Annotated in this window: 16 protein-coding genes; 15 read left to right on the top strand and 1 reads right to left on the bottom strand. The window is 49.7% G+C overall.

The window, feature by feature from the left end:
* The first annotated feature begins 106 nt into the window (after positions 1–106).
* From dnaK to OM416_RS07150, 10 genes are all read left to right on the top strand, one after another.
* Positions 107–1,951 carry a molecular chaperone DnaK gene (dnaK, locus tag OM416_RS07195; protein WP_169481182.1) on the top strand — a complete coding sequence of 615 codons (1,845 nt, stop codon included), beginning with the start codon at positions 107–109 and terminating at the stop codon, positions 1,949–1,951.
* 129 nt (positions 1,952–2,080) lie between these two features.
* Complete coding sequence (gene dnaJ / locus OM416_RS07190) at positions 2,081–3,205, top strand: molecular chaperone DnaJ (protein WP_062835521.1); 1,125 nt, start codon at positions 2,081–2,083, stop codon at positions 3,203–3,205.
* A gap of 238 nt (positions 3,206–3,443) precedes the next feature.
* Positions 3,444–3,812 carry a hypothetical protein gene (locus OM416_RS07185; RefSeq protein WP_264928126.1) on the top strand — a complete coding sequence of 123 codons (369 nt, stop codon included), beginning with the start codon at positions 3,444–3,446 and terminating at the stop codon, positions 3,810–3,812.
* 28 nt (positions 3,813–3,840) lie between these two features.
* Positions 3,841–4,020 carry a YfhD family protein gene (locus OM416_RS07180; RefSeq protein WP_062835520.1) on the top strand — a complete coding sequence of 60 codons (180 nt, stop codon included), beginning with the start codon at positions 3,841–3,843 and terminating at the stop codon, positions 4,018–4,020.
* Positions 4,013–4,405 carry a hypothetical protein gene (locus OM416_RS07175; RefSeq protein WP_264928125.1) on the top strand — a complete coding sequence of 131 codons (393 nt, stop codon included), beginning with the start codon at positions 4,013–4,015 and terminating at the stop codon, positions 4,403–4,405. The genes OM416_RS07180 and OM416_RS07175 overlap by 8 nt, the downstream gene beginning before the upstream one ends.
* Positions 4,406–4,594: 189 nt before the next feature.
* A complete protein-coding gene (gene prmA / locus OM416_RS07170; RefSeq protein ID WP_264928124.1) occupies positions 4,595–5,560 on the top strand; it encodes a 50S ribosomal protein L11 methyltransferase in 966 nt (321 codons plus the stop codon).
* 3 nt (positions 5,561–5,563) lie between these two features.
* Entirely contained in the window at positions 5,564–6,244 is a 681-nt protein-coding gene (locus OM416_RS07165) for a site-2 protease family protein (RefSeq protein ID WP_264928123.1), read from the top strand.
* A 138-nt stretch (positions 6,245–6,382) separates the two neighbouring features.
* A complete protein-coding gene (locus OM416_RS07160) occupies positions 6,383–7,147 on the top strand; it encodes an RsmE family RNA methyltransferase (protein WP_264928122.1) in 765 nt (254 codons plus the stop codon).
* Between the two features lie 2 nt (positions 7,148–7,149).
* Positions 7,150–8,496, top strand: coding sequence for a tRNA (N(6)-L-threonylcarbamoyladenosine(37)-C(2))-methylthiotransferase MtaB (gene mtaB / locus OM416_RS07155; protein ID WP_264928121.1), 1,347 nt, complete (start codon positions 7,150–7,152; stop codon positions 8,494–8,496).
* A 107-nt stretch (positions 8,497–8,603) separates the two neighbouring features.
* Positions 8,604–9,038: an NUDIX hydrolase gene (locus OM416_RS07150; RefSeq protein WP_264928120.1), complete on the top strand. Its 435-nt coding sequence runs from the start codon at positions 8,604–8,606 to the stop codon at positions 9,036–9,038.
* A 58-nt stretch (positions 9,039–9,096) separates the two neighbouring features.
* Here the strand turns inward: OM416_RS07150 and OM416_RS07145 are convergent, their stop codons facing one another.
* On the bottom strand, positions 9,097–10,098 hold the full coding sequence (locus OM416_RS07145; RefSeq protein ID WP_264928119.1) for a Na/Pi cotransporter family protein: 1,002 nt from the start codon (positions 10,096–10,098) through the stop codon (positions 9,097–9,099).
* 516 nt (positions 10,099–10,614) lie between these two features.
* On the opposite strand from OM416_RS07145, the gene OM416_RS07140 reads away from it, so the two are divergent.
* From OM416_RS07140 to OM416_RS07120, 5 genes are all read left to right on the top strand, one after another.
* Entirely contained in the window at positions 10,615–11,991 is a 1,377-nt protein-coding gene (locus OM416_RS07140) for a class I SAM-dependent rRNA methyltransferase (protein WP_211080818.1), read from the top strand.
* Between the two features lie 190 nt (positions 11,992–12,181).
* Positions 12,182–15,685, top strand: a complete 3,504-nt coding sequence (gene addB / locus OM416_RS07135) for a helicase-exonuclease AddAB subunit AddB (RefSeq protein ID WP_264928118.1) — start codon at positions 12,182–12,184, stop codon at positions 15,683–15,685.
* Complete coding sequence (gene addA / locus OM416_RS07130) at positions 15,682–20,109, top strand: helicase-exonuclease AddAB subunit AddA (RefSeq protein ID WP_264928117.1); 4,428 nt, start codon at positions 15,682–15,684, stop codon at positions 20,107–20,109. Before addB ends, addA begins: the two co-directional genes overlap by 4 nt.
* A gap of 56 nt (positions 20,110–20,165) precedes the next feature.
* The gene (locus OM416_RS07125; protein ID WP_264928872.1) at positions 20,166–21,350 is read left to right on the top strand and encodes an exonuclease SbcCD subunit D; all 1,185 of its coding nucleotides are present in this window, start codon (positions 20,166–20,168) and stop codon (positions 21,348–21,350) included.
* Positions 21,347–24,766 (top strand): SbcC/MukB-like Walker B domain-containing protein, encoded by a 3,420-nt coding sequence (locus OM416_RS07120; RefSeq protein WP_264928116.1) that lies wholly within the window; start codon positions 21,347–21,349, stop codon positions 24,764–24,766. Before OM416_RS07125 ends, OM416_RS07120 begins: the two co-directional genes overlap by 4 nt.
* Positions 24,767–25,108: the final 342 nt, after the last annotated feature.

The following is a 25,108-nucleotide window of genomic DNA, read 5'->3' as shown; positions in this document are numbered from 1 at the left end:
TTAATATAAAGGTTTGTACACATAGAGCACGATTAGCAACATGAACATCTAATAAGGGTCATATCAGACCCATTCATTTTAAATTGTAGAGGGAGGAAATTTTCGGATGAGCAAAGTAATCGGTATTGACTTAGGAACAACAAACTCATGCGTAGCAGTAATGGAAGGCGGCGAGGCTGTCGTAATTCCAAATCCGGAGGGCGCACGTACAACTCCATCCGTAGTTGGTTTCAAAAAAGATGGAGAGCGCGTTGTTGGTGAAACAGCAAAACGTCAAGCCATCACAAATCCGGATCGTACCATCATGTCGATCAAACGTCACATGGGTACTTCCCACAAGGAAACAATTGATAGCAAAGACTACTCCGCACAAGAGATTTCTGCAATCATCCTGCAAAAATTGAAATCCGATGCTGAAGCTTATCTGGGTCAAACGGTAACTCAAGCAGTTATCACTGTACCAGCTTACTTCAATGACAGTCAGCGTCAAGCAACTAAAGATGCGGGTAAAATTGCAGGTCTGGAAGTTCTGCGTATCGTCAACGAGCCAACAGCAGCAGCTTTGGCATACGGTATGGAGAAATCCGAAGACCAAACGATCCTCGTATATGACCTGGGTGGCGGTACGTTCGACGTATCCATTCTTGAACTGGGTGATGGCTTCTTCGAAGTTAAAGCAACTAGCGGGGACAACCAATTGGGCGGAGATGACTTTGACCAAGTGATCATCGATTATCTCGTAAGTGAATTCAAAAAAGATCAAGGCATTGACTTGAGTAAAGATAAAGCAGCGGTTCAACGTTTGAAAGATGCAGCGGAAAAAGCGAAAAAAGAACTTTCCGGCGTATTGACTACAACGATCTCCTTGCCGTTCATCACAGTTGCTGATGGCGTTCCTCAGCATTTGGAGTTGAACCTGAGCCGTGCGAAATTTGAAGAAATCTCTGAAGGTCTGGTTGAGCGTACGCTTGAACCAACTCGTCGTGCATTGAGCGATGCGGGTATGACAGCTAACGATATCGACAAGATCGTATTGGTTGGTGGTTCTACACGTATTCCTGCAGTACAAGAAGCGATCAAAAAACTGACGGGTAAAGATCCTCACAAAGGCGTTAACCCTGATGAAGTTGTAGCATTGGGTGCTGCTGTACAAGCGGGCGTATTGACAGGTGATGTGAAAGACGTTGTATTGCTTGACGTAACTCCATTGTCCCTGGGTATCGAAACAGCGGGTGGCGTATTCACTAAAATGATCGAGCGTAACACAACGATCCCTACAAGCAAATCTCAAGTGTTCTCCACATATGCAGATAATCAACCAAGCGTTGAGATTCATGTTCTGCAAGGTGAGCGTGAGATGGCAGCGGGTAACAAATCGCTTGGACGTTTCATGTTGGGTGATATTCCACCAGCTCCACGTGGCGTTCCACAAATCGAAGTTAGCTTCGATATTGATGCCAACGGTATCGTTAACGTATCTGCAACAGATAAAGGAACAAACAAAACTCAAAAAATCACAATCACTTCTTCCAGCGGTTTGAGCGATGCTGAAGTTGAGCAAATGATGAAAGATGCTGAGCTGCACGCTGAAGAAGATAAAAAACGCAGAGAACTCGTTGAAGCGAAAAACAGTGCAGATCAACTGATCTACTCTGTTGACAAAACGATTAAAGATCTTGGCGAAAAAGCAGACGCTGGCGAAGTAGAAAAAGCTAATGCTGCTAAAGAAAAACTGCAAGGCGTTCTGGCTTCCGACAACCTGGAAGATATCAAAGCTGCTACAGAAGAACTGACAGAGATCGTTCAACAACTGTCTGTGAAACTGTATGAGCAAGCACAGGCGCAAGAGCAAGAAGCACAAGGTGCTGAAGAGCAACAAGGTTCTGCTAAACGTGACAACGTCGTAGACGCTGATTACGAAGTTGTGGACGAAGATAAAAAACAAAACTAATTCGTAGTTCTACGCGAATTAAACATCGGTGACGTTCGAATTAGAGGGAAAGTCATAGCCGGGGCTCCCGTGCTTTGGCTTTCCTTTTGTCACGATGTGCGATATGGTGAATGATATGGGGGTGGAAGAGTGGCTGAAAAGCGTGATTATTATGAGGTGCTTGGCGTTAGCAAAACGGCTAACGACGATGAGATTAAAAAGGCTTACCGTAAGCTTGCCCGTCAGTATCACCCTGACGTAAACAAGGCTGCTGATGCGGAAGCTAAATTTAAAGAAGTTAAAGAAGCTTACGATGTAGTGAGTGACGGTCAGAAGCGTGCGCAGTATGATCAATATGGTCATGTCGATCCGAATCAAGGTGGATTCGGTGGTGGCGGTGATTTTGGCGGCGGCGGATTTGGCGACATCTTCGATATGTTCTTTGGCGGCGGTGGCGGCGGACGACGTGATCCAAATGCTCCGCAACGGGGGAATGATCTACAGTACACGATGACGATTGAGTTCAAGGAAGCTGTATTCGGCAAAGAAACCGATATTACGATTCCTCGTACCGAAGGCTGTGATACGTGTCATGGCTCAGGTGCGAAACCTGGAACGAAACCGGAAACCTGCTCGGTCTGCCAAGGTAGCGGTCAGCAGGAAGTCGTGCAAAATACACCGTTCGGTCGTATGGTTAATCGTCGTGCATGTTCGAACTGTAGCGGTTCGGGCCAAATTATCAAAGAAAAATGTACTACGTGCAGTGGCAGCGGTAAAGTTCGCAAGCAACGCAAAATCCATGTTCGTATTCCAGCGGGTGTAGATGACGGCGCGCAACTGCGTATGACAGGTGAAGGCGAGGGAGGCCTGCGTGGCGGACCAGCGGGAGATCTGTATATTGTCATTCGCGTGAAATCACATGATTTCTTCGAGCGTGAAGGCGACGACATTTATTGCGAAATTCCACTTACCTTTGCTCAGGCAGCTCTGGGAGATGAAGTTGAGATCCCGACGTTGACCGAGAAAGTGAAGTTGAAAGTACCAGCTGGTACACAAACGGGAACGTATTTCCGTCTCAAAGGAAAAGGTGTTCCACGCCTGCGCGGTATGGGGCAAGGGGATCAGCATGTGAAAGTGGTTGTGGTTACACCTAGTAAGCTGAATGACGAGCAGAAGGATCTGCTTCGCCAAATTGCTGCGCTGGATGGAGAGCAAACACATGAGCATGAACAATCTTTCTTTGACAGAGTGAAACGCGCCTTTCGTGGCGACTGAGAATAAAATATAGCAATCCCAAAAGGACACCACAGCGGTTTTTACCGCGGGTGTCCTTTTTTTACGCCTTTTTTAGTAATTCAATGGTTTTCGCAAAATCCATGGATTTATGCTACAAAGCACGACAGCAATTTGTGGGAGCATTTCAGTATATTCTGAGCAAACTTGCGGAAAGATAGCATGGCGAGAATGATATGCATAGCTGATATGCGAGAAATTAGGGAAGCAGGTGAAGCGGATGACCGAGAAAAATATTTTGGCGTACTTTCATAGCCCGGAGCAAGCTCAAGGGGCAGCCAAAAAACTGGAGGCATTGCGAGTGGAGGACCTGTCGATTAATCGATTCAGCCGATATGCGGGTGTAGGACCAAGTGGGGCTTCCTACAAGCCGGGCGTTTCCGGCAGTTTTTCATCATGGGTGCCCGATTCGATGCAGGCGAATGCCAGTGCTGGAATTATGGCTGCGGCGGACCCTTCTGCAAGCGGCATGAGTGATGGCGGACAGGGAGGACCTACAGGAAGGGATGTATTACTAACGGTCATCGTAGATGAATCGGTACATCACCGCGCGATGTCTATTATCGAACAAGCCGGTGGAATGATCTAGTTTCCCAATATGAAGGAGGAGCATAACAATGGCAGAACATGAACGTCCAGGCAAGATTCTCACGAAAACGGAAAAGATGAAACGATTGCAGTCCGCTAAAAATGAGGACGTGGAATTCAGCGCTGAAGCTGCGGATCATGAAGATATAGAAGCACTACGACGCAGTGAAGCGGCTGATCGACGTCAGGGACGGGAGCTTCATGACTGAAGATCGATCGGCAGTGACCCTCGAAGCTGTATTTACAAGCTGGACTGAGGCCGAGTCTGCACGCAGAGCCCTGGAATTGTTACACCCGAACCAATTGAGTATCGAGAGCCTTGGCAATGAAGCTTCTGCATTGGACTCATACGATGTTACGGGCTCCGATAATTCTCCTACGGCTGTCGTCGGAGGATTTAGTGGCGAACTGAATGTACTTGCGCTGATTAGTGATGAAACGGAAATGTTATCTAATGGTCAGGTGTATGATACGCCCGAAGAGGATTCGGCAAACAGGCTAAAACAAGAAATTTTGCTGACCGTGTCCGTGTCCAACGATTCGCTCCCGCAAGCCGCAGAGATGATCACACAGAACGGTGGACGTTTTTGCTAAGTGAGATTCGAATTATGCAAAATGCTGAAGTAAATGAAACAGATATGGTTGAATAGATGACAGGATATTCGAGCAGTTAGACTGCGGGTATCCTGTTTTGTTTTTCTTTTAGTGGTCGGCTTTGTGCTCCGGCTCGCTTGTGTAGTACAATAGTTGGGATGTTTGAAAAATGAGGAGGAAAAACCAAGTATGTTATGGCATGAACTAACAATACATACCACAGAAGAAGCTGTGGAGATGATTTCGAATTTTTTACATGAAGCGGGTGCTGGAGGGGTTTCGATTGAAGAGTCCGGTACTTTAAATAAAAAACGGGACACAACGTATGGTGAGTTATACGACGTTCCTTTGAATGATATTCCTGAAGGCTTTGCTGTCATCAAAGGGTACTTTTCCGAAGGAACGGATATGGTTGCATTACAGTCCGAAGTTCATCCGAGAATTGAGGAACTCTCCGAATTCGGAATTGATACTGGTGAGGTTCGTTATGAGACGCGTACAGTGGACGAAGATGATTGGGCAACAGCCTGGAAGCAATATTTCAAGCCGGTACGTGTATCGGAACGTCTGACGATCAAACCAACGTGGGAAGAGTATACGCCAGAAAGTCCAGATGAGAAAATAATTGAGCTTGATCCAGGCATGGCTTTTGGTACAGGAACCCACCCAACGACCTCCCTCTGCTTGCGCACACTGGAAACGGTTATTCAAGGCGGCGAGGAATTTATTGACGTAGGTACAGGTTCGGGTATTTTGGCTATCGGAGCTATAAAACTTGGGGCAAAACATGTACTGGCGCTGGATCTTGATCCGGTTGCAGTAATCAGCGCCAGGGAAAATGTGGAACTGAATGGGCTGGAGCAACAAATTACGGTTAAAGAGAGTGATCTGTTGTCCGTCCTCGGGAGTCAGGACCCTGCGCTTGGTGTGCAACTGCCAGTTAAGGTTGTCGTGGCGAACATTCTGGCTGAGATCATTTTGTTATTCGTAGATGATGTCTATAATGCGCTTGAGTCTGGTGGTACCTATATTGTATCGGGCATTTGGAAGAACAAAGAGCAGGTTGTGCATGATGCACTGGTAGCCTCCGGGTTTGAAGTGAGTGCGATCCACCGTGATGAGGATTGGCTGGCGTTTGTAGCCAGAAAGGGGTAACCCATGGACTTTTGGAATTCGTTCTTTCGTTATCCGATCGATCAGCTTCCGTTTTTCCTGCTGACCATTCTGATCGCATTTACGGTGCATGAATTCTCGCATGCATATTTTGCAAACAAATTCGGTGATCCGACAGCCAAGCTGTTGGGTCGGGTTACACTGAATCCGGTTGTTCACTTTGATTTGTTTGGTGTGCTCCTGCTCATTATTGCCGGTTTTGGTTGGGCACGTCCGGTTCCGGTTAATCGGGCTAACTTCGACAAGCCTAGATTGATGGGCATCATCGTATCTGCAGCAGGGCCTCTAAGCAATCTGTTACTCGCGATCATCGGTACAATCATCTATGCTTCACTGGTTGGTTCAGGAGCACTCGGCGGGATTGATAATGAGCGACTGCTCACAGCAATCACGACGTTCTTCGCTATTTTTAACCTAACAAACTTTTTCCTGTTCCTGTTTAACTTGATTCCGTTGCCCCCGTTGGATGGTTATCGGATTCTAGAAGATGCACTGCCACCTTCAATCAGCCGCAAGCTGCAAGGTGTGGAGCAATGGTCCATTTTTATCTTCCTATTAATTCTTGTTATACCTCCTTTGCAAAATGTAACCATTCAACCTTTGTATGAGTTCGCGCAAACGATGTATGTGGATCTGGCAAAGCTGGTTATTGAATTATATCGCTAAAAGCGTATCGTGTTTTGGACGGATATACTGGTCAGAAACACGTAAAAGTTGTATGATCATCTGTGGCGATTGGATTCACGCCTGCCAACAGGCGGGGTGAATTCCAGTCATAACAGGACAGAATGGGTGGATTGACTTATGCAGCGATATTTTGTATCTGCAGAACAGTTTAATGAACACGCTGTGATCATCACAGGTGATGATGCACGCCATATCGGCAAAGTCATGCGTGGTAAACCTGGAGATAAACTGATTGTCAGTGACGGAAATTCCAGAGAAGCACTCGTGGAGATTGAGACGATTGAAGCTGGCCAAGTTACGGCCAATATTGTAGAACCTTTGGTTATGGACCATGAAGCGCAGATTCGCGTAACCGTGGCACAGAGTTTGCCCAAAGGCGACAAGATGGAGACGGTCATCCAGAGATGTACCGAAATTGGGGCGGTATCATTTGTACCCTTCCTGTCAGAACGTACGATTGTGCAATATGATGCCAAGAAAGAAGGCAAACGGTTAGAGCGGTGGCGGAAAATTGCCAAGGAAGCTGCCGAACAGAGTCACCGGAATCGCATTCCATCCGTCGAACAGCCACTTTCCTGGAAAGGGCTTTTATCTTCTTTTGAGGGCTATAGCCTGGTATGTTATTGTTATGAGAAAGAAAACGGTAAACAGCTGAGAGATGCGCTGAAACCGTTTGTTGAGCAGCTTGCACCTGGTGCAAGTGCAGAAGTATTGATCGTTGTTGGACCGGAAGGTGGATTTTCTGAGAAGGAGACGGCAGAAGCTGATCAGGCAGGTGCTGTATCTGTTGGACTGGGCAAACGCATTTTGCGTGCTGAGACAGCAGGGATGGCAGCACTAACTTGTGTGCTATATGAATCCGGAGAAATGGGAGGAATGTAATTATGCCATCCGTGGCGTTTTACACCTTAGGCTGCAAAGTTAATTTCTATGATACAGAGGCGATTTGGCAATTGTTCAAAAACGAAGGATACGATCAAGTGGACTTTGACGAACAGACAGCGGATGTATACTTGATTAATACTTGTACAGTAACCAATACCGGCGACAAAAAGAGCCGTCAAATTATTCGTCGTGCCATTCGGCGCAACCCGGAGGCGATTGTGGCCGTTACAGGCTGCTATGCGCAGACTTCTCCGGCAGAGATTCTGGACATCCCTGGCGTGGATTTGGTTATCGGTACACAGGACCGTGATAAGATTTTGCCATATGTCAATGAAATTCAGGAGTCACGTCAACCCGTTAACGCGGTGCGTAATATTATGAAAACCCGTGTATTTGAAGAGATGGACGTACCGGATTTTGCTGACCGTACCCGCGCTTTCCTGAAGATTCAAGATGGTTGCAATAACTTCTGTACGTTCTGCATTATTCCCTGGTCTCGTGGTCTCTCACGTAGCCGGGAAGCGAACAGCATCGTTCAACAGGCTCATCAACTCGTGCACGCCGGATACAAGGAGATTGTTCTGACTGGTATTCATACAGGTGGGTATGGGGATGACATGGAGAACTATGATCTGACCGATTTGCTGTGGGATTTGGATAAAGTAGAGGGTTTGGAGCGTATTCGTATCAGCTCGATTGAAGCCAGCCAGATCGATGACCGCATGCTCGACGTGATCCAACGTTCGGACAAACTCGTTCGTCACTTCCATATTCCGCTGCAAGCGGGGGATGATACGGTGTTGAAACGCATGCGCCGCAAATATACGACAGAAGAGTTCTATAACAAAATGCTTCGCATTCGGGAAGCGATGCCAGATGTGGCAATCACGACTGACATTATTGTTGGATTTCCAGGTGAGACGGATGAGATGTACCGTAATGGCTATGAGTTGATGCGGAAAATCGGTTTCTCCGAAATGCACGTATTCCCTTATTCCAAGCGTACAGGTACACCAGCGGCACGAATGGAAGATCAGGTGCACGAAGAAGTCAAAAATGCACGTGTTCATGAACTGATTGACTTGTCCGAGCAGATGCAGCTGGAGTACGCCACACAGTTTGTCGGACAGGTACTTGATGTTATTCCTGAAGGCGAAGCCAAGGGTCGCGAGGGAAGTGGCAAGCTGCACGGTTATAGCGACAACTACATTCAAGTGGTCTTTGAAGGAACGATGGATATGGTCGGTAAAGTGTGCCGAGTCAAAGTGATTGAAGCTGGCGTCAACGAAAGTCAGGCTACACTGGTACGTGTGTTGGAAGATAATCTTAAGTCCGCCGCGATGTAATCGAGGCGTCAGAAACAAGGATTTCATTTCCTTGGGGAGCTTACCCGGGAGATGAGGTCCTTCTTTTGCAAAAAAATAAGATATTGAAGTCGATGGGGGAGAGCACGATGAACAAAAAAGAAATTTCAGCAGGCGGAGTTGTCTATAGAACAAGGGAAGACGGACGTCTTCAAATTCAGCTTATCGTAGATCGTTATGGTAAAACAACTCTCGCCAAGGGCAAAATGGAAGATGGAGAAACAATTGAACAGACGGCACTGCGCGAGATTCTGGAAGAGACGGGTATGGTCGGTCGTATTGTGGAGCCAGTTGATATCATCGCCTATACGTACCAACATGCAGAGTTCGGTCCGGTAGATAAGGAAGTCCATTACTATCTGGTTGAAGCCGAGAGTGGTGATTTACAGCCTCAGATTGAAGAGATCAAGGGTGTGGATTGGTATGCTCCGGAAGAAGCATGGTCCTTACAGCAGCAGAGCGGATATGATAATAACGATGATATCTTGCGTGTAGCCCTGAACAAGTTAGGCATTAACGTATAACGAGTGGTTGTCTTGTCCAGTTAGCGCACACGTTCTGGAGGTCTGGATAGACAGATCATCAAGCCACGGGTGACTTCGCCGCGGGGGCGTGGACCGGTGGTTTTTTGTGCCAGATTGGCAAGTAACAGAACGGTAAGGCAAGCAGTGAACTGGTGATGTTAAAAAGGGTCTGGGCATGCGCAATCTGTGCCCCGTTATCCGCTGACAGCCAGGCCGAAGCTGCATGCAGCTGGCCGATCAGCGGCATAAACAGCAGCGCTCCCGTAATGTTTAATACAACATGGGAGGCTGCGACAAATTTGCCTGCGGATGCTCCGCCCGCGGCAGCGATCACGGCGGTGATGCAGGTCCCCACGTTGGACCCGATCACAATGGCGATGCCGATCTCCACAGGTAATACGCCTGTGGCTACGAGCGTAATCGCCATGCTAATGACAGCTGCGCTGCTGTGAATAAGCGCTGTGAGACAGGCACCTGCCAGGAAGCCCCACCATAAGCTGTCGGCCGATCGATCGAGAAACCATTGAAACACGCCCATGCTCCGTAAGGGTAAGGCAATGGATTGCATCACCTGAATGCCTGTCATGACGAGTGCAAATCCGGCAGTCGCGAGGAAGCTGTACTGGATATTAAACAAAGTCCGGCGCGTGCGTTCAGGAGCGGCCAGATTGCGTTCACCAAGAACAACAAACGTGGCCCAGCCCGTCAGCGACAGGACGAGTAGCGGTAAGGAAGCACGTCCGATCTGCAGTCCTACCAGCTCCGTCGTCAGACATGTCCCGATGTTGGTGCCGAGGATGATGCCGAGTGTGCGTCCATATGTAATTAATCTGGCATTAGCCAGTCCAATGGTGAGTACAGTGACCGCAGTACTGCTCTGCAACAGGGCCGTTGCACCTGCACTGAAGGCCATGCCTTTCCATGGAGCAGAGGTAGCACGATTGAGCCAACCCGCCAACATGGGCCCAGCCATGCGTTGCAAGGCCGTTTCCATCAGCTTCATGCCACCAAAAAAGATAATAAGCCCATAGAGTAGGGGCAATATCACATCTCTAAACATAGAAACATCATTCCTTCCGTCCGGTTCCTTAACTCATCCTATGAGTAAACAAAGACAACCATGACAAGCCCAAAGGAATTCAGAGGGAAGCAACCTAAATTACCCCACCCCAATTCGAAAGATACGGTGATTCGTGCAAACGTAGTGGAGGGGACGAAATCGAATCTGAAGAAGCGAAGCGTGCGCTGTGTCTCCGGATTTTCCCTTTAAGAAAGGGAATCAAAAAAATCTGGAGACAACAGCGATCAGAAGATCGATTCGAACCCGGAACGGCCCCTAATTGCTACACCCCAATTCGAAAGATACGGTGATTTGTGCAAACGTAGTGGAGGGGACGAAATCGAATCTGAAGAAGCGAAGCGTGCGCCTTTGTCTCCGGATTTTCCCTTTAAGAAAGGGAATCAAAAAAATCTGGAGACAACAGCGATCGGAAGATCGATTCGTAACCGAAACGCCATCTACGCGCCGCACCAAACCTATCTTTTGAACTATTAAATTAAAGGAAGTGGATCTACCTTGCCATCAGTTACACTCGAACGCAGTCGCAAAAAGCGGCTAGAACATGCACATCCATGGATATTTAACAATGAAATTGCCTCTGTTGACGGAAACCCGGAACCGGGAGATCTGGTCAATGTATTGAATCATCAAGGTCGCTATCTGGCGACAGGATATTACAATCCCGCATCTCAGATCACTGTAAGAGTTGTAGCTTATCAACCACTGGAGTCTGAACAGATGGACACCGCGTTTTTTGCAGCGCGTTTCCGCGATTGCTTGCGTCATCGGGAACGCTTTATCCAGGATGGAGAGGCATACCGTCTCGTTTACGGCGAAGCTGATTTTCTGCCAGGATTGATCGTTGATCGATTCGGCAGCATCCTCGTTGTACAGTTGCTTACACTTGGCATGGATCGTTGCCGTGAAGCGATTGTACAGGCACTCATTGAAGTAATGCAGCCGGAAGGCATATATGAGCGCAGTGATGTCTCAATTCGTGAACTCGAAGGTTTGGAGCAGACTAAAGGTCCGCTGTACGGAGAGTGCCCGCGACATGTCACCGTTACAGAGAATGGACTTCTCATTAAAGTGGATATCGTGGAAGGACAGAAAACAGGTTACTTCTTCGACCAACGTGAGAATCGTGCAGCGATCGAACCGCTCATGAAGGGTTGGGGCTACAAGAGTGGAATTACACTCCAAACAACCGAGCAGGATGGCACAGAGCAGCTCTTACCTGTGAACAAAAGCGGTAAGGTAGTTACATTCCCTTATTGGGATGGTGCCACCGTACTGGAGTGCTTCTCACACACGGGTAGCTTCACGTTGAATGCTTGCAAATATGGAGCTAAAAAAGTGACTTGTCTTGATATTTCAGAGCATGCCATTGAGAGTGCACGAACGAATGTGGAGCTGAACGGATTCACCGACCGGGTCGAATTCGTAGTTGCCGATGCATTCCAGTACTTGCGTGAGCAAGTGAAAGGACTGGATGAACGTACTGCACGTGCGCGTGCAGCCGAACAGAAAGTGGATACATCCAAAGCGCTGGCAGCTGGCGGTAAAACATTTGATGTTGTCATCCTTGATCCTCCTGCATTTGCCAAAACGAAATCAGCAGTTAAAGGTGCATGTCGCGGTTATAAAGATATCAATCTGCAAGGAATGAAATTGGTTAATGAGGGCGGATATTTGGTAACAGCCAGCTGTTCGTATCATATGCGTCCAGACTTATTCCTGGATACGATTGCTGATGCAGCGGAAGATGCAGGCAAAGTGCTTCGTTTGATCGACTGGAAAGCAGCCGGTAAGGATCACCCACAAATTTTGGGCGTGGATGAAGGACATTACCTGAAATTTGCTATTTTCGAAGTGCGCAGTAAAAAGAATTAATCGTATGATTTTCGTTCCAATCAAGTATAGATCAAGTCAAAAGTCCACAGTGTGATAGTTGCGGGCTTTTTGCCGTGTTAACGGAGATGTTCTCCGGTTTTACCGGATAGTGGCAAACGTATGTTCCGACTAAGTCAGATATGTTATACTGGGAATTAAAATCTTGTACGTGTGGTTTGGAGGATTAGACATGTCCGTTCGTTTTATTATTGGTCGGGCAGGCAGCGGCAAGAGCTCGCTGATTACCCGGGAAATTACATCCCTGCTTCAAAAGGAGCCGCAAGGTAAACCTTTGATTTTACTCGTTCCGGAACAGAGTTCTTTTCGAACAGAGCAGGCATTGGTGTCTTCTGGAGCAATTAAAGGTACGATGCGTGCAGAAGTGCTCGGCTTTCGCCGTTTAGCCTATCGTGTAATGCAGGAAGCAGGCGGTTCTGCTCGTATTCCGATCGGAGCCGAAGGCAAAAAGATGCTGCTCTACAAAGTCATCCAGCGCCGTAAGGAAGAATTGAAGCTGTTTGGTGCATCCGGCAGCCAGCTGGGTTTTATAGGGGAATTAAATGACTTGTATAGTGAATTTAAACGTTATGAAGTTGATCCATCATCACTGGAAGAAGGGCTGTCTGGATGGAATACCTCATCCTCTTCGCCAATTCTGGAGGACAAGTTGCATGACTTGAATCTAATATATCGTGACTATGAACAGGAACTGACCCAATTATATATTGATGATGAAGACACGTTGACCGAGCTGACAGAGCGTTTGTCGGAAAGTGCATTGCTACAGAATGCCCAGATCTGGATTGATGGTTTTCAGGGATTCACGCCACAGGAGATGAGTGTGATTGGTCAGCTCATGTTGCAATCCTCTTCCGTGACGATTGCACTGACATTGGATCGTCCATATGATCACGGTGCGCTGCCTGGAGAACTGGAACTGTTCTATCCCACGGCGAGTGCCTACACGCGCCTGAAAGGAATGGCTGAAGAACTGGGTGTACCGAGTGATATAACTGTGCTAGATTCAGAGATTCCACCGAGATACAGGGATCGTCCGGGACTTGCTCATCTGGAGGCTGGTTTCGACCGCCGAATCCGGTGGAAAAGTGATGGCTGTGATTCCGGAATCCGACTGGTTGCAGCGGAGAACCGACGAGCTGAGATGGAGGGAGCACTGCGTGAGATGCGGCGCCTGGCGCAAAACGAGGGTGCGCGTTATCGGGATATGGCGGTACTTGTCCGTCAGTTGGATACCTACGCCGATATAGCTGAACCGCTATTTAGGGATTATGGCGTACCTGTCTTTCTGGACCGCAGAAGAAATGAACTTCATCATCCATTATCTGAGTTTATCCGTTCCGCACTGGATATTGTTCGTCGCCACTGGCGTTACGAGGATGTATTTCGCTGTGTCAAAACGGATCTGTTGCTTCCGCGTGATGGTTCCATCACCCGTGAAGATATGGACCAGCTTGAGAATTATGCACTGGCCTGTGGTATTCATGGATATCGCTGGACTGACGGCAAACCGTGGAAGTATGTTCCTAGCTTATCACTGGAAGATAACGGTCAGGATGGCCGTAGTCGAGGACGGGACCAAATGCTTTCTTTAATGGAGAGTTGTCGAACGGTCATTACAGATTCCTTGGGTGCTTTTGAGAAACGAATGAAAAAGGCAAAGACAGCCAAAGCCCAATGCGAGGCATTATACAGACTGCTGGAAGATGCCGAAATTCCTTGGAAGTTGGAACATATGTCTGCCGAAGCTAAGGATCAAGGTGACCCCGAACGGTACAGAGAGCATCGGCAGATGTGGGGAGCTGTGCTGGATTTATTGGATCAGATGGTCGATATGATGGGGAATGAACGGCTGGAAATCACGCTGTTTGCCGGGATGATTGAGACCGGATTGACGGAACTGAAGCTGGGTCTGGTACCACCAGCACTTGATCAGGTTTTGATGGGTTCTATGGACCGTACACGCCTTCAGGACATCAAATATGTATTTATCCTTGGCGCAGTTGATGGTGAATTACCCGCCGTACCTCAGGATGATGGCGTATTAACAGAACTGGAGAGAGCGTTACTGACAGAAAGAGGCGTGGCGCTTGGACCAGGTGCAACGAGGCAGATGCTGGATGAACGTTTTCTGATCTATACGGCACTTACAGCGGCAAGCAGCCAGTTGTGGCTGAGTTACCCGGTTGCTGATGATGAGGGGAAAGCACTGCTTCCTTCCGAGATTGTCCGCCATGTACGGAAGATGTTTGGTTTACAAGAACAGCCATTGCTCGCTCAACCGCCGGTTGCGAACTCGGAAGAAGCGCATTGGTCCTATGTCACCCATCCAGGACAGAGTCTGTCTACTCTCATTGGACAATTGCGCAAATGGCGCCGTGGGGAAGACATCCCTGAAATGTGGTGGGCGGTCTACAATTGGCATGTATCTCGGGAGACAAGCAGACCTCAGCTGGAGCGGTTAATGGGATCGATCTTTTATCGTAATCGGGCATTACCACTACGTACAGCTACCAGTCGCAGATTGTATGGCACAGAGGTGAGGACGAGTGTTTCGCGAATGGAGCGTTTCGTAGCTTGTCCGTTCTCCCATTTTGCTTCGCACGGGTTGCGTCTCAAAGAACGGCAATTGTACCGCCTTCAGGCTCCTGATATCGGACAACTGTTTCATGCTGCACTTAGCCAACTGGCTATGCGGTTGCGTGAAGAAAATCGTAGTTGGGGCAGCTTGACTCCAGACCAATGTCGTAAGGAAGCCGAGCAAACCGTGGAGCAGATTGCACCACAACTGCAAGGGGAGATTTTGCTAAGCACCAAGCGATACGGTTATATTTTCCGCAAATTGAAGGACATCGTTAGCCGGGCATCCGTTATTCTTGGTGAACAGTCCAGACGCGGAAGTTTTGAACCAATTGGATTGGAGCTTGATTTTGGACCGGATAAAACACTGCCACCACTACGTTTCGAACTGGAGAACGGCTGTGTAATGGAGATCGTGGGTCGGATTGACCGTGTGGATGTGGCAGAAGGCGAGAATGGTTTGCTCTTGCGTGTCATTGACTATAAATCAAGCCAGACGGACCTCAAGTTACATGAAGTGTACTATGGTCTGTCATTGCAGATGCTCACCTATCTGGAGGTGCTGCTTAGTGCTGCCGAGGAATGGCTTGGGGAAACGGCGATGCCGGGAGGAACGCTGTATTTCCATGTGCATAACCCGCTGCTGCAATCCGCTAATGGCATGACATCGGAGCAGGCCGGACAAGAACTGCTGAAACGGTTCAAAATGAAAGGTTTGCTGCTGGCGGATCGGGACGCAATTGCTCAAATGGATAACACTCTGGATAAGGGGTATTCAGCCATTATTCCAGTTGCCCTTAAGGCAGACGGAAGCTTTTATAGTAGCGCCGCTGTAGCTACGCCAGAGCAATGGGATACGCTGCTTGCTTCGGTACGCAGTAATATCCGTGAGATTGGTACCCGGATTACGGATGGGGATGTGGCCATTGAGCCTTATCGTATTCAGCATGAAGTGGCGTGCACCTTCTGTCCGTATAAGCCTGTTTGTCAGTTTGATGAGAATATTGAAGGAAATGAATATAAACTTTTGTCCAAACCGGGCAAACAGCAAATCTGGGATATGTTATCTCACACCAAGGGAGGGGAAACATCATGACGAATATGCCAAAACCGGAAGGTAGCTTCTGGAGCGATGACCAGTGGAGTGCCATCTCCGAAAGCGGAGAAGACATTCTGGTTGCCGCAGCGGCGGGATCAGGCAAGACAGCCGTATTGGTTGAACGAATTATTCGCAAGATTGCAGATCCCTCCCAAGGATTCAGTGTGGATCGCTTGCTTGTAGCTACATTTACCAAAGCAGCCGCCGCCGAGATGAAACAACGGATTCGGGAAGCGCTGGAACGTGCGCTTGAAGAACAGCCAGGAGAAGAGCATCTGCGTAAGCAGCTGTCACTGCTTGGGCGTGCATCTATTACAACGCTGCATTCATTCTGTATGGAAGTCATTCGCCGTTATTATCAGCAAATTCCGTTGAACCCGGCTTTCCGTATTCTGAATGAAAATGAAGCGGAAATCATGCGCCAGGAACTGCTCGAAGAACTATTTGAGGAAAAGTATGGTGAAGAAGATGAAGGGAGTACATTCCGCGAATTGGTAGACTGGTTCAGTGGAGAACGAAATGATGATGCGATGCATCGACTGGTGCAGCGATTGTATGATTTCTCCCGCAGTCATTCCTGGCCGGATCATTGGCTCTCAGAGATGGCATCTGCTTTTCAGGTGGAAAGTGTGGAGGCACTTGGACATTCAGCATGGGTTCAGAGTATTTTGCGTGATGCGGCTCTTGCTCTAAGTGGTGCAGCAGGACTGCTCCGTCAAGGCATCCATATTTCCATGCAGCCTGAAGGTCCGGCACCTTATTCAGATACGTTAAAAGAAGACCTGGTGATGGTAGAAGAGCTGTTATCTGCGGCCCAGGTTATGCCATGGGAGAGGTTGCCTGAAGTGTTTCAACCCGCTGTATTTGGTAAACTGAAACCTTGCAAAAAAGATCAGACGGACCCTGCTTTACAGGATCAGGTGAAGGAACTCCGTGAGGCTGCAAAAAAAGCAGTTATCGAACTGAAAGGCTCATTGTTCGGAAGAACTGCGTTTTCGTTCTGGCAGGAACTGGAGCAGGCGGCACCGCTCATGCAGGAACTGTCGAGGCTGGTTAGTACATTTGGAGAACGTTATCGACAGGCCAAACAGGAACGTGGGCAAGTTGACTTCAGTGATCTGGAGCATTATTGCCTCCACATTTTGCGACATGAGGATTCAACACCTGAACTGTCGATGCCTTCCGATGCGGCTATGGAGTACCGTTCGCGATTCGATGAAGTGTTGCTTGATGAATATCAGGATACCAATACGGTTCAGGAAGATATCGTGAAGCTCATCTCTAGAGAAAACCCGGGTAACCGATTCATGGTAGGGGATGTCAAACAGAGTATCTACCGTTTTCGGTTGGCTGAGCCGGGTCTGTTTATGAACAAGTATCGCCAGTATGGAGCGAGCACGCGTGAGGACGGAAACGATGAAGATCGCATGAATCGAACGGGTCAACGTATTGATCTTGCACGGAATTTCCGCAGTCGTGCGGAAGTCGTGCATTCAGTCAATATGATATTCCGTCAACTCATGAACGAAGGTGTGGCAGAGATTGCTTACGATGAGCGAGCTCAGCTGGCATATGGGGCTACCTTCCCGTCAGAGACGCTTGGCGATGAGGCGTATACACCTGAACTCATGCTGATCGATCGTCAGGGTGGTGGTCCTGATCTGACAGAGAGCACGGATGAGAATGGGGATGTATCGGTCTCCGCAGAACTGGAGAGTGCCGAACTCGAAACAGCACAGTTGGAAGCAAGGGCGATCGCAAGGCGTATTCGTGAGATGGTTGGGGATACGGACAAACCTGCCCTCAATGTATATGACAAAGCCCTGCAAACGATGCGCCCGGCACGTTACGGTGACATGGTCATCTTGCTGCGTTCGACCTTGATGTGGGCTCCGCTCATGATAGAGGAGTTCAGACAGCAGGGAATTCCTGCTGGAGGAGAACAGAGCAAGGGTTATTTTCAGGCTACAGAAGTGGAAATCATGATGTCTCTGCTTCAGCTTGTTGATAATCCAAGGCAGGATATTCCGCTCGCTTCCGTGCTTCGTTCCCCGATTGTTGGACTGGATGAAGAGGAACTGGCACAGATTCGGCTTGGTGACAAAAGACAATCATTCTATGATGCGGTTATATCGGCTGCGGGAGATTGGAGCGATTCCTCCACTAATGCTGTACAACAATCCCGGCAGGATAATCATCCTGATTCCAATATGGTCCAGTTGCAGTGGCCGGAAGCCTGGGCAGAGATGGAACAGGGACAGCGGGAGACAGCAGCTTCAGTCGAGGCAGAGATCCTGGATGATGTCTATGAATCCGATGTGCATACATTGCATACAGATGGAATGCAAGATGCTGGTGTTGCGGGACATGCAAGTGAGGATTTGGGCATAACGGAGATCTCAGGCTCGGAATTACAGCAAAAGTTAATTCGTTTTATGCGTCAATTGCAGCAGTGGAGACTTGAGGCAAGGCAAGGCAGTCTAAGTGAACTGATCTGGCGTATGTATCGGGAAACCGGTTATTTGGACTGGGTTGGTGGTCTTCCAGGAGGGCTGCAACGTCAAAGTAATCTTAAGGCATTGTACGACCGCGCACGACAATATGAGGAATCGACTGCGAATCGCGGCTTGTTCCGTTTCCTGACCTATGTTTCCAGACTGCGGGAAAACAGGGGAGACCTCGGGACTGTAGCAAGTAGTTCTGGTGAGCAGGACAACGCCGTACGGATCATGACGATTCACCGGAGTAAGGGTTTGGAGTTTCCAATTGTCTTTGTCGGTGGCATATCCAAGATGTTTAATCAGCAAGACTTGAACGCACCGTTTCTAATGCATAAGGAATTGGGATTTGGCCCGAGGTTTGTGGATCGTGAGAATCGGGTTGCCTATCCTACATTAGCCAATCTGGCGATTCGTCGTCGTGCGCAATTTGAACTGCTTGCTGAAGAGATGCGTGTGCTGTATGTTGCGTTGACCCGTCCCAAAGAGAAAATGATTTTGCTGGGTACCGTAAAAGATACCGCGAAAAAAGCGCTGGCGTGGTCTCAGGTCAAGGATAGCCCTGAATTGGCATTGCCAGACTATCTGCTTGCTGCAGGACGAAGCTACCTGGACTGGATTGGACCATCCCTGATGAGACATCCAGATGCGGCTGTGTTGCGAGAACTTGCTGGAAGCAATGATTCTTTCTCAGCCTGTCTTGCAGATGATCAATCACGATGGGCGATTTCTATTATTTCTGCCGATCAGGTGTCTCGTGACCATGTGGTGGATCAGACACTTGGGGAAGAAGACGGGATGACTGAGGTGCGGAAAGAACGGATTGCTGCTCTAAAAGCAGTTCAGCCTGTGAATTTGGTTCCAACTTCAACTGTAGAAGAGCTGACGGAGAGTGCACAAGATGCAGTTAACCAAAACTTTGGAGATGAAGATGGAAATATAGTCGTTAATCAAGAAGAAGAGGCTCGGCTGATTCGCGAGGTAGATCAACGGCTTTCATGGACGTACCCCTATGAAGCAGCAACTCAAGTAGCAGCCAGTACATCTGTCACGGAGTTGAAAACTTTACTTGCGATGCAGGACATCCAGTCCGTAGAGGTGATGGAGGAACTGGGAGAACAGTCCGAGAAATTATTGGCTCACAACACCCAAGGAATCAATTACACCAGAGATGAAGCAGGCCATGTACTACGTGGCGTATCTGGTGAATATAACGAGAGCGAGACTGGATCAGGGTCAGATTCAAACGGTACGGTGAATGTTTCGGATGCGGGATCTGCGGGTACGTCATTCAAATTGCATCTGCGTCGTCCCAAATTTATGGGAGAGAAGCAATTGACAGGGACAGAGCGGGGGACCGTGTATCATACGTTGATGCAACATCTTCCTGTAGATGGATCGGCCATTGATTCACAGCTTATTGAGCAGACCACTCAGCGATTGGTAAAACTTCAGATTTTACTGCCCCACCACGTGGAGGCTATCGAACTCGAAGAGCTGGTCGGATTTTTCGATACAGAACCAGGTAAAGAGCTGTTGCGTGCAGCGTGGGTAAAACGGGAGATCCCGTTTGTGTATGGACTTCCGGCACATCAGTCCCCTGTGGAATGGCTACATGCGCAGTCTACGAACTCAGAAATCCAGACTGTAGATGAAAAAAATAAAATGCAGGCCACCATTGAAAATGAAACGGTGTTGGTCCGGGGAATTATTGACTGTCTATATGAGGTGGACGGTGAGCTTGTGTTGCTCGATTACAAGACGGATCGGGTTTTGGACCATCGCGGTGGACTGCGTACACTTACAGACAACTATGGCTTCCAACTGGAGCTGTATGGACGGGCCATTGAAGATATATTGGGACGGAAAGTTGACCGGAAGTGGCTGTACTTTTTTGATGGTGGACATGCAGTGAAGTTATAAAAAGGTCGGAATTTAAAACCATGGATATTACATGGGAGAGAGGGGTGGAACGGACGATGCGTATTTTGCATACAGGGGACTGGCATTTGGGAAAAACGCTGGAAGGACGAAGCCGACTGCGTGAACAGGAAGATTTCGTTGATGAACTTGTCAGGGTGGCTGATGAGCAGCAGGCGGATGCCATATTGATGGCCGGAGATGTGTATGATTCCGTGAATCCTCCCGCAGCGGCGGAACAACTTTTTTATGAAGCGGCAGCACGTCTGACGGAGCATGGAAGACCTCTCGTGGTAATTGCAGGGAATCATGATCAGCCAGAGCGGGTGGCTTCTGTAACTCCACTGGTAAACAGGCAGGGTATTACACTCGTAGGGATGCCTACTTCAGAAGCGGTAACCATCTATGCGAAGCGAACCGGAGAAACTGCACAGATTGCCGCATTACCTTATCCTTCTGAAGCCAGATTGAATGAATTGCTGACAACAGATGGGGACGAAAATGTACTTCGTCAGGCATACAGTCACCGGGTAGGCATGTTAATGCAGCGTCTGGCAGCTTCTTTTCGCCCGGATACCGTAAATTTAGCCATGAGCCATATCTATGTGCTCGGCGGACTTGAGAGTGATTCGGAACGTCCGATTCAGATCGGTGGGGCCTACACGGTAGACCCTTCGTCCTTATCGACTGGCGCACAATACACAGCGCTTGGGCATCTTCATCGTGCACAGGCTGTCAAAGGAGACGGAGTGATTCGATATAGCGGTTCTCCGCTGGCCTACAGCTTCTCGGAAGCGGGGCAGAGTAAGTCTGTCACGATGGTTGATCTGGCACCGGGTGGAGCTGCACAGGTAGAGGAAGTTTTGTTAACGTCTGGGCGTCCGCTTGTGCGTTGGCAGGCACGTGGTGGTCTGGCAGAAGTATATCGCTGGCTGGACGAGGGACGTGATCCGCAGGCTTTTATCGACATGGAAGTGTGGCTGGACGAGGCGATGTCGCTGAAGGAGATTCAGCAGTTGCGAAAATCACATGAGGGTATTATTCACATTCGCCCCGTGTACCCCGAGATGGCTGCAGCAGGGCTTTTGGAGCAACGATCCGAGCTACCGGTACACGAACTGTTCCGTAAATTCTATCAGCGCCAGACGGGTGGTGCACAACCGGAAGACAGCCTGGTACAGCTTTTCCTGGAACTTGTGGATGAAGACGAGCCGGGTGTGCGTGAGGAGGTCGAGGAAAGATGAAGCCCATTTTATTAAAAGTTGCCGGACTGCAAAGTTATCGGGAGATGCAGGAAATTGATTTTACCGTGCTGACGGAGACGGGTCTATTCGGTATTTTCGGTCCTACGGGCAGTGGTAAATCTTCCTTGCTCGATGCCATCACACTCGCCATGTACGGAAAAGTAGAACGTGCGGTGAACGGTACACAAGGCATTATGAATCACGCAGAAGATTCGTTGTCGGTTGCTTTTACATTCGAACTGATGTCGGCGGAAGGCACTCGGAGGTTCCGGGTAGAGCGACGTTTCAAACGAAATAATGAAGTTTCGGTGAGTAACACGATCAGCAAATTCATAGAGACGGTCAATGGCGAAGAACAGGTACTTGCCGACAAATTGGCAGATGTGAATCGCTGTGTTGAAGATGTGATCGGTTTGAAGATGGATGATTTTACACGGGCAGTGGTACTTCCGCAAGGGAAGTTTGCCGAGTTTTTGTCACTCAAAGGCAGTGAACGTCGCCAGATGCTGCAACGATTGTTCCATCTGGAAAAGTATGGGGATCAGCTGGCTATCAAATTAAGTCGGCGTGTCAAGGATAATGATATGGTTCACCAATCTCTTGCTGCGGAGCAACAGGGGCTTGGTAATGCCAGCAAGGAGACGCTCGAAGAAACGAAACGTCTTCTTCAAACTGCTGTTCAGCAGTCTGAATTGTCCCGCAAAGCGCTGGATGAAGCTGCGAAGGAAGCCGAACAGCTGGGCAAAATTCGTGAGTTAAGTAACGAACGGCAGGCCCGTACGGATGAACAGCAGAAGCTTAAAGCGCTGGAACCGCAGGTTGAGGCAGGCGAACAACGGCTGAAACAATCTGTTGCGGCAGATGCAATACTGCCTGCGTTGCAGACGGTTCGAGATTCCAAGTCTACGCAGAAGCAGCGGCAGGATACCGCCGAGACAGCTCATCAGCAAGCATTGGAACATGAGCGTCTGGCTGTTCAGGAAGCGGAGAAGGCCGAGACGGCACGTTCGCAAATGGCTGAGGAAGAACCGAAACTGCTGTTGCGCCTCGAACAACTGGAACAAGCGAAAGAGCTGCAACGGGAACGGGACGGACTTCAAGCCGATTGCTCGCGCCTCGCGCAGCTGCTGGAACAGGGGCAGGGCGAACAGACTGCGCTGGGACAGCAGCTTGAGAAAGAAAAGGAATTGCAACAGCGTGGACGCAAACGGCGTGAGGAACTACAGGAGAGCCTCAAGCCAAATGAAGTGAAGTCAGAGGAACGCAGACAGCTGCAGGCTGCGCTTGAACTGAAGCATCGTGTGGATACTGCCGCGGAGCAGCTGCAGCAAAACAAGGCTGACATGCTGGCCTACAAGCAGTCGGCAGAACAGGGAGCCGACAAGCTGAAGGGGGCGGCTGAGGAAGAAAAACGCCTGAGTGATCAGCGTCAGCACTTGGTAGAACAGGCGTCAGCAGGTCTTGAGGCCTTGCTTGGCTGTGAGCAGGACATCAGTCGCGAACAAAGCCTGCTGTCCCTTGCGGAGGAACAGATGCGTGGCACGATGCGTGAGCAGGAGCTGCACCGGCTGTCCTCCGCCTTGCGCGCCGAGCTGCGTGACGGCGAGCCATGCCCGGTGTGCGGCTCGCCGCATCACCCGCTCCCGGCTGCGCCGCCGGGAGAAGGTCCGCACGCAGGCGATGCGGACCTGGAACTGCTGCGCAGCCTGCACGCGGAGCTGCAGGAGCTGCGCTTTGGGCTGCGCCAGCAGCTGCACGAACGTCGCAGCCTGCTGACGCAGCTTGGCGCTGCGGCCGGCGAAGCTCCTGCCGCAGCCGAGGCCGCGCCTGCGGCAGCGGAGCCCGAGCCCGCCGGGTCGCCCGAACACGGGCGCTCCCCGGCAGGCTGGGTATCGCGTGCCGCTGCGCTGCGCGAAGCCGCGCAGGCGCTGGCTACCGCAGCAGCGCCGCTCCAGGCCGAAGCCGCCGCGTTGCAGCAGGCGGCTGTGGGCGCACAGCAGCGCCGCATGGAAGCGGCAGCTGCGCAGGAGGCCGGCCGTGCCGGGCTCGCCCAGGCGGAGCGCAAGCTGGCCGAGAGCGAGGCCGCAGCGGCTGCCTTGCAGGGCCGCTGGGCCGCGGAACTGCCGGGCATCGCTCAGGAGGAGGCCAAGGCCCTCTATCAGGCGATGCAGGAGCGCGATGCACGCGCCGAAGACATCAAGGAACGTCTGAACAAAAGCGTGACGTTCCTTGAGGAAAAAGATCAGAGCATCCAAACTCTCCAGCAAAAGCTGGTTGAATTGGATAAACAACTGATCCAGTGGCAAACGCAGTGGCAGGGAAATAGCAAACAGCTCACCGAGAAGGAAGAACGTTTGCGCCAGTGGGTCGGGGAGCAGCGAGTAGAAGATCTGATTGCTGCGGCTCAGGCTCGTCTGGATGGACTGCGAAAAGCAGCTGCGGACTCGGCACAACGCTTCAAAGAAGCGGACACGCTGAAGCAGGAATCAGCCAAGAAAGATGTCATGGCTCAGCAGGCAGCTGCCTCAGCAGCAGAACATCTGCAACAGGCACAGGAACGGTGGCAGCTATTGCTGGAACAATCCCCGTTTGACTCGGATGATGCTGTTGTATCCGCGGCGATTCCATCACAGGAAGCAGAACGACTGGCAGGCGAAATCCAGCAGCACCGTGAACGCGAGCGTGAACTGGCATCCCAGTTGCGTGAACTGGAACAAAAGCTGGGTGGTGCTGTTGTATCGGAGGAACAGTGGTTAGCCTGTACCGAACGTTTGCAGCAGGTCCGAATTGAGGATGAGGCTGCCCTTCGTGCCAAAGCACGCGCTGAACGTGATCTGGAGGATGTAGAGCAGCGACATGTTCGCTGGACCGAACTGGAGAACAAGCGGGTGGAGGTAAGCCGTCAAGGCGAGCTGCTCAGCAAACTGCAATCCGCGTTCAGAGGCAATGCTTTTGTCGAGTATATTGCCGAAGAACAACTGATGCAGGTTAGTCATGCGGCATCTCAGCGTCTGCGTTTCCTGACCAAACAGCGTTATTCACTGGAGGTAGACTCCGGTGGTGGTTTTGTGATTTGTGATGATGCCAACGGGGGAGTCAAACGACCAGTATCGACGTTGTCAGGTGGGGAGACGTTTTTGACCTCATTGTCACTGGCTTTGGCATTGTCGGCCCAGATTCAGCTGCGAGGTCAGTACCCGCTTCAATTCTTCTTCCTGGATGAAGGGTTTGGTACACTTGACCCGGAGTTGTTGGATACCGTCATTACGTCGCTGGAAAAACTGCATGACGACCGATTGGCTGTCGGTGTAATCAGTCACGTGCCTGAACTGCGCGCACGCTTGCCACGCAAGCTTGTGGTGATCCCTGCAGGTGAAGCAGGAAACGGCTCACGGGTGGTCTTGGAGACCCTGTAGAGGGAAACGTGTAAGTAATACAAATGATAGAAACGCCTCTTATAGTCCAAACAACTGAATATTACCGAATCTTATTGTAAAAATATTTCTTTTCTTGCTTTTATAACATAGCGGAGTGAGTTACATCACAGATACAGGTTCATCCCGCTGTTATACTACAGTTAAGCCGACAAACTTTATTTAAGTACCCCGGCGGACATCTGATCAGGACGTTTCCTGAATAGATGTCCGCGCAGCAGCCTTCCAAGGAAGCCGCTCACGGGGTGCTTCTTTTTTTGCCTTTTCCCCGTAGTGTCAATTCGCCCAGTTCTGAATACCATGAAAAGGTGATCAAGAGCAGAA

This window comes from Paenibacillus sp. LS1, assembly GCF_026013365.1.
Taxonomy (GTDB): domain Bacteria; phylum Bacillota; class Bacilli; order Paenibacillales; family Paenibacillaceae; genus Paenibacillus.
Note: the sequence above shows the minus strand (reverse complement) of the source record. Positions and strands in the feature narration are given on the sequence as shown.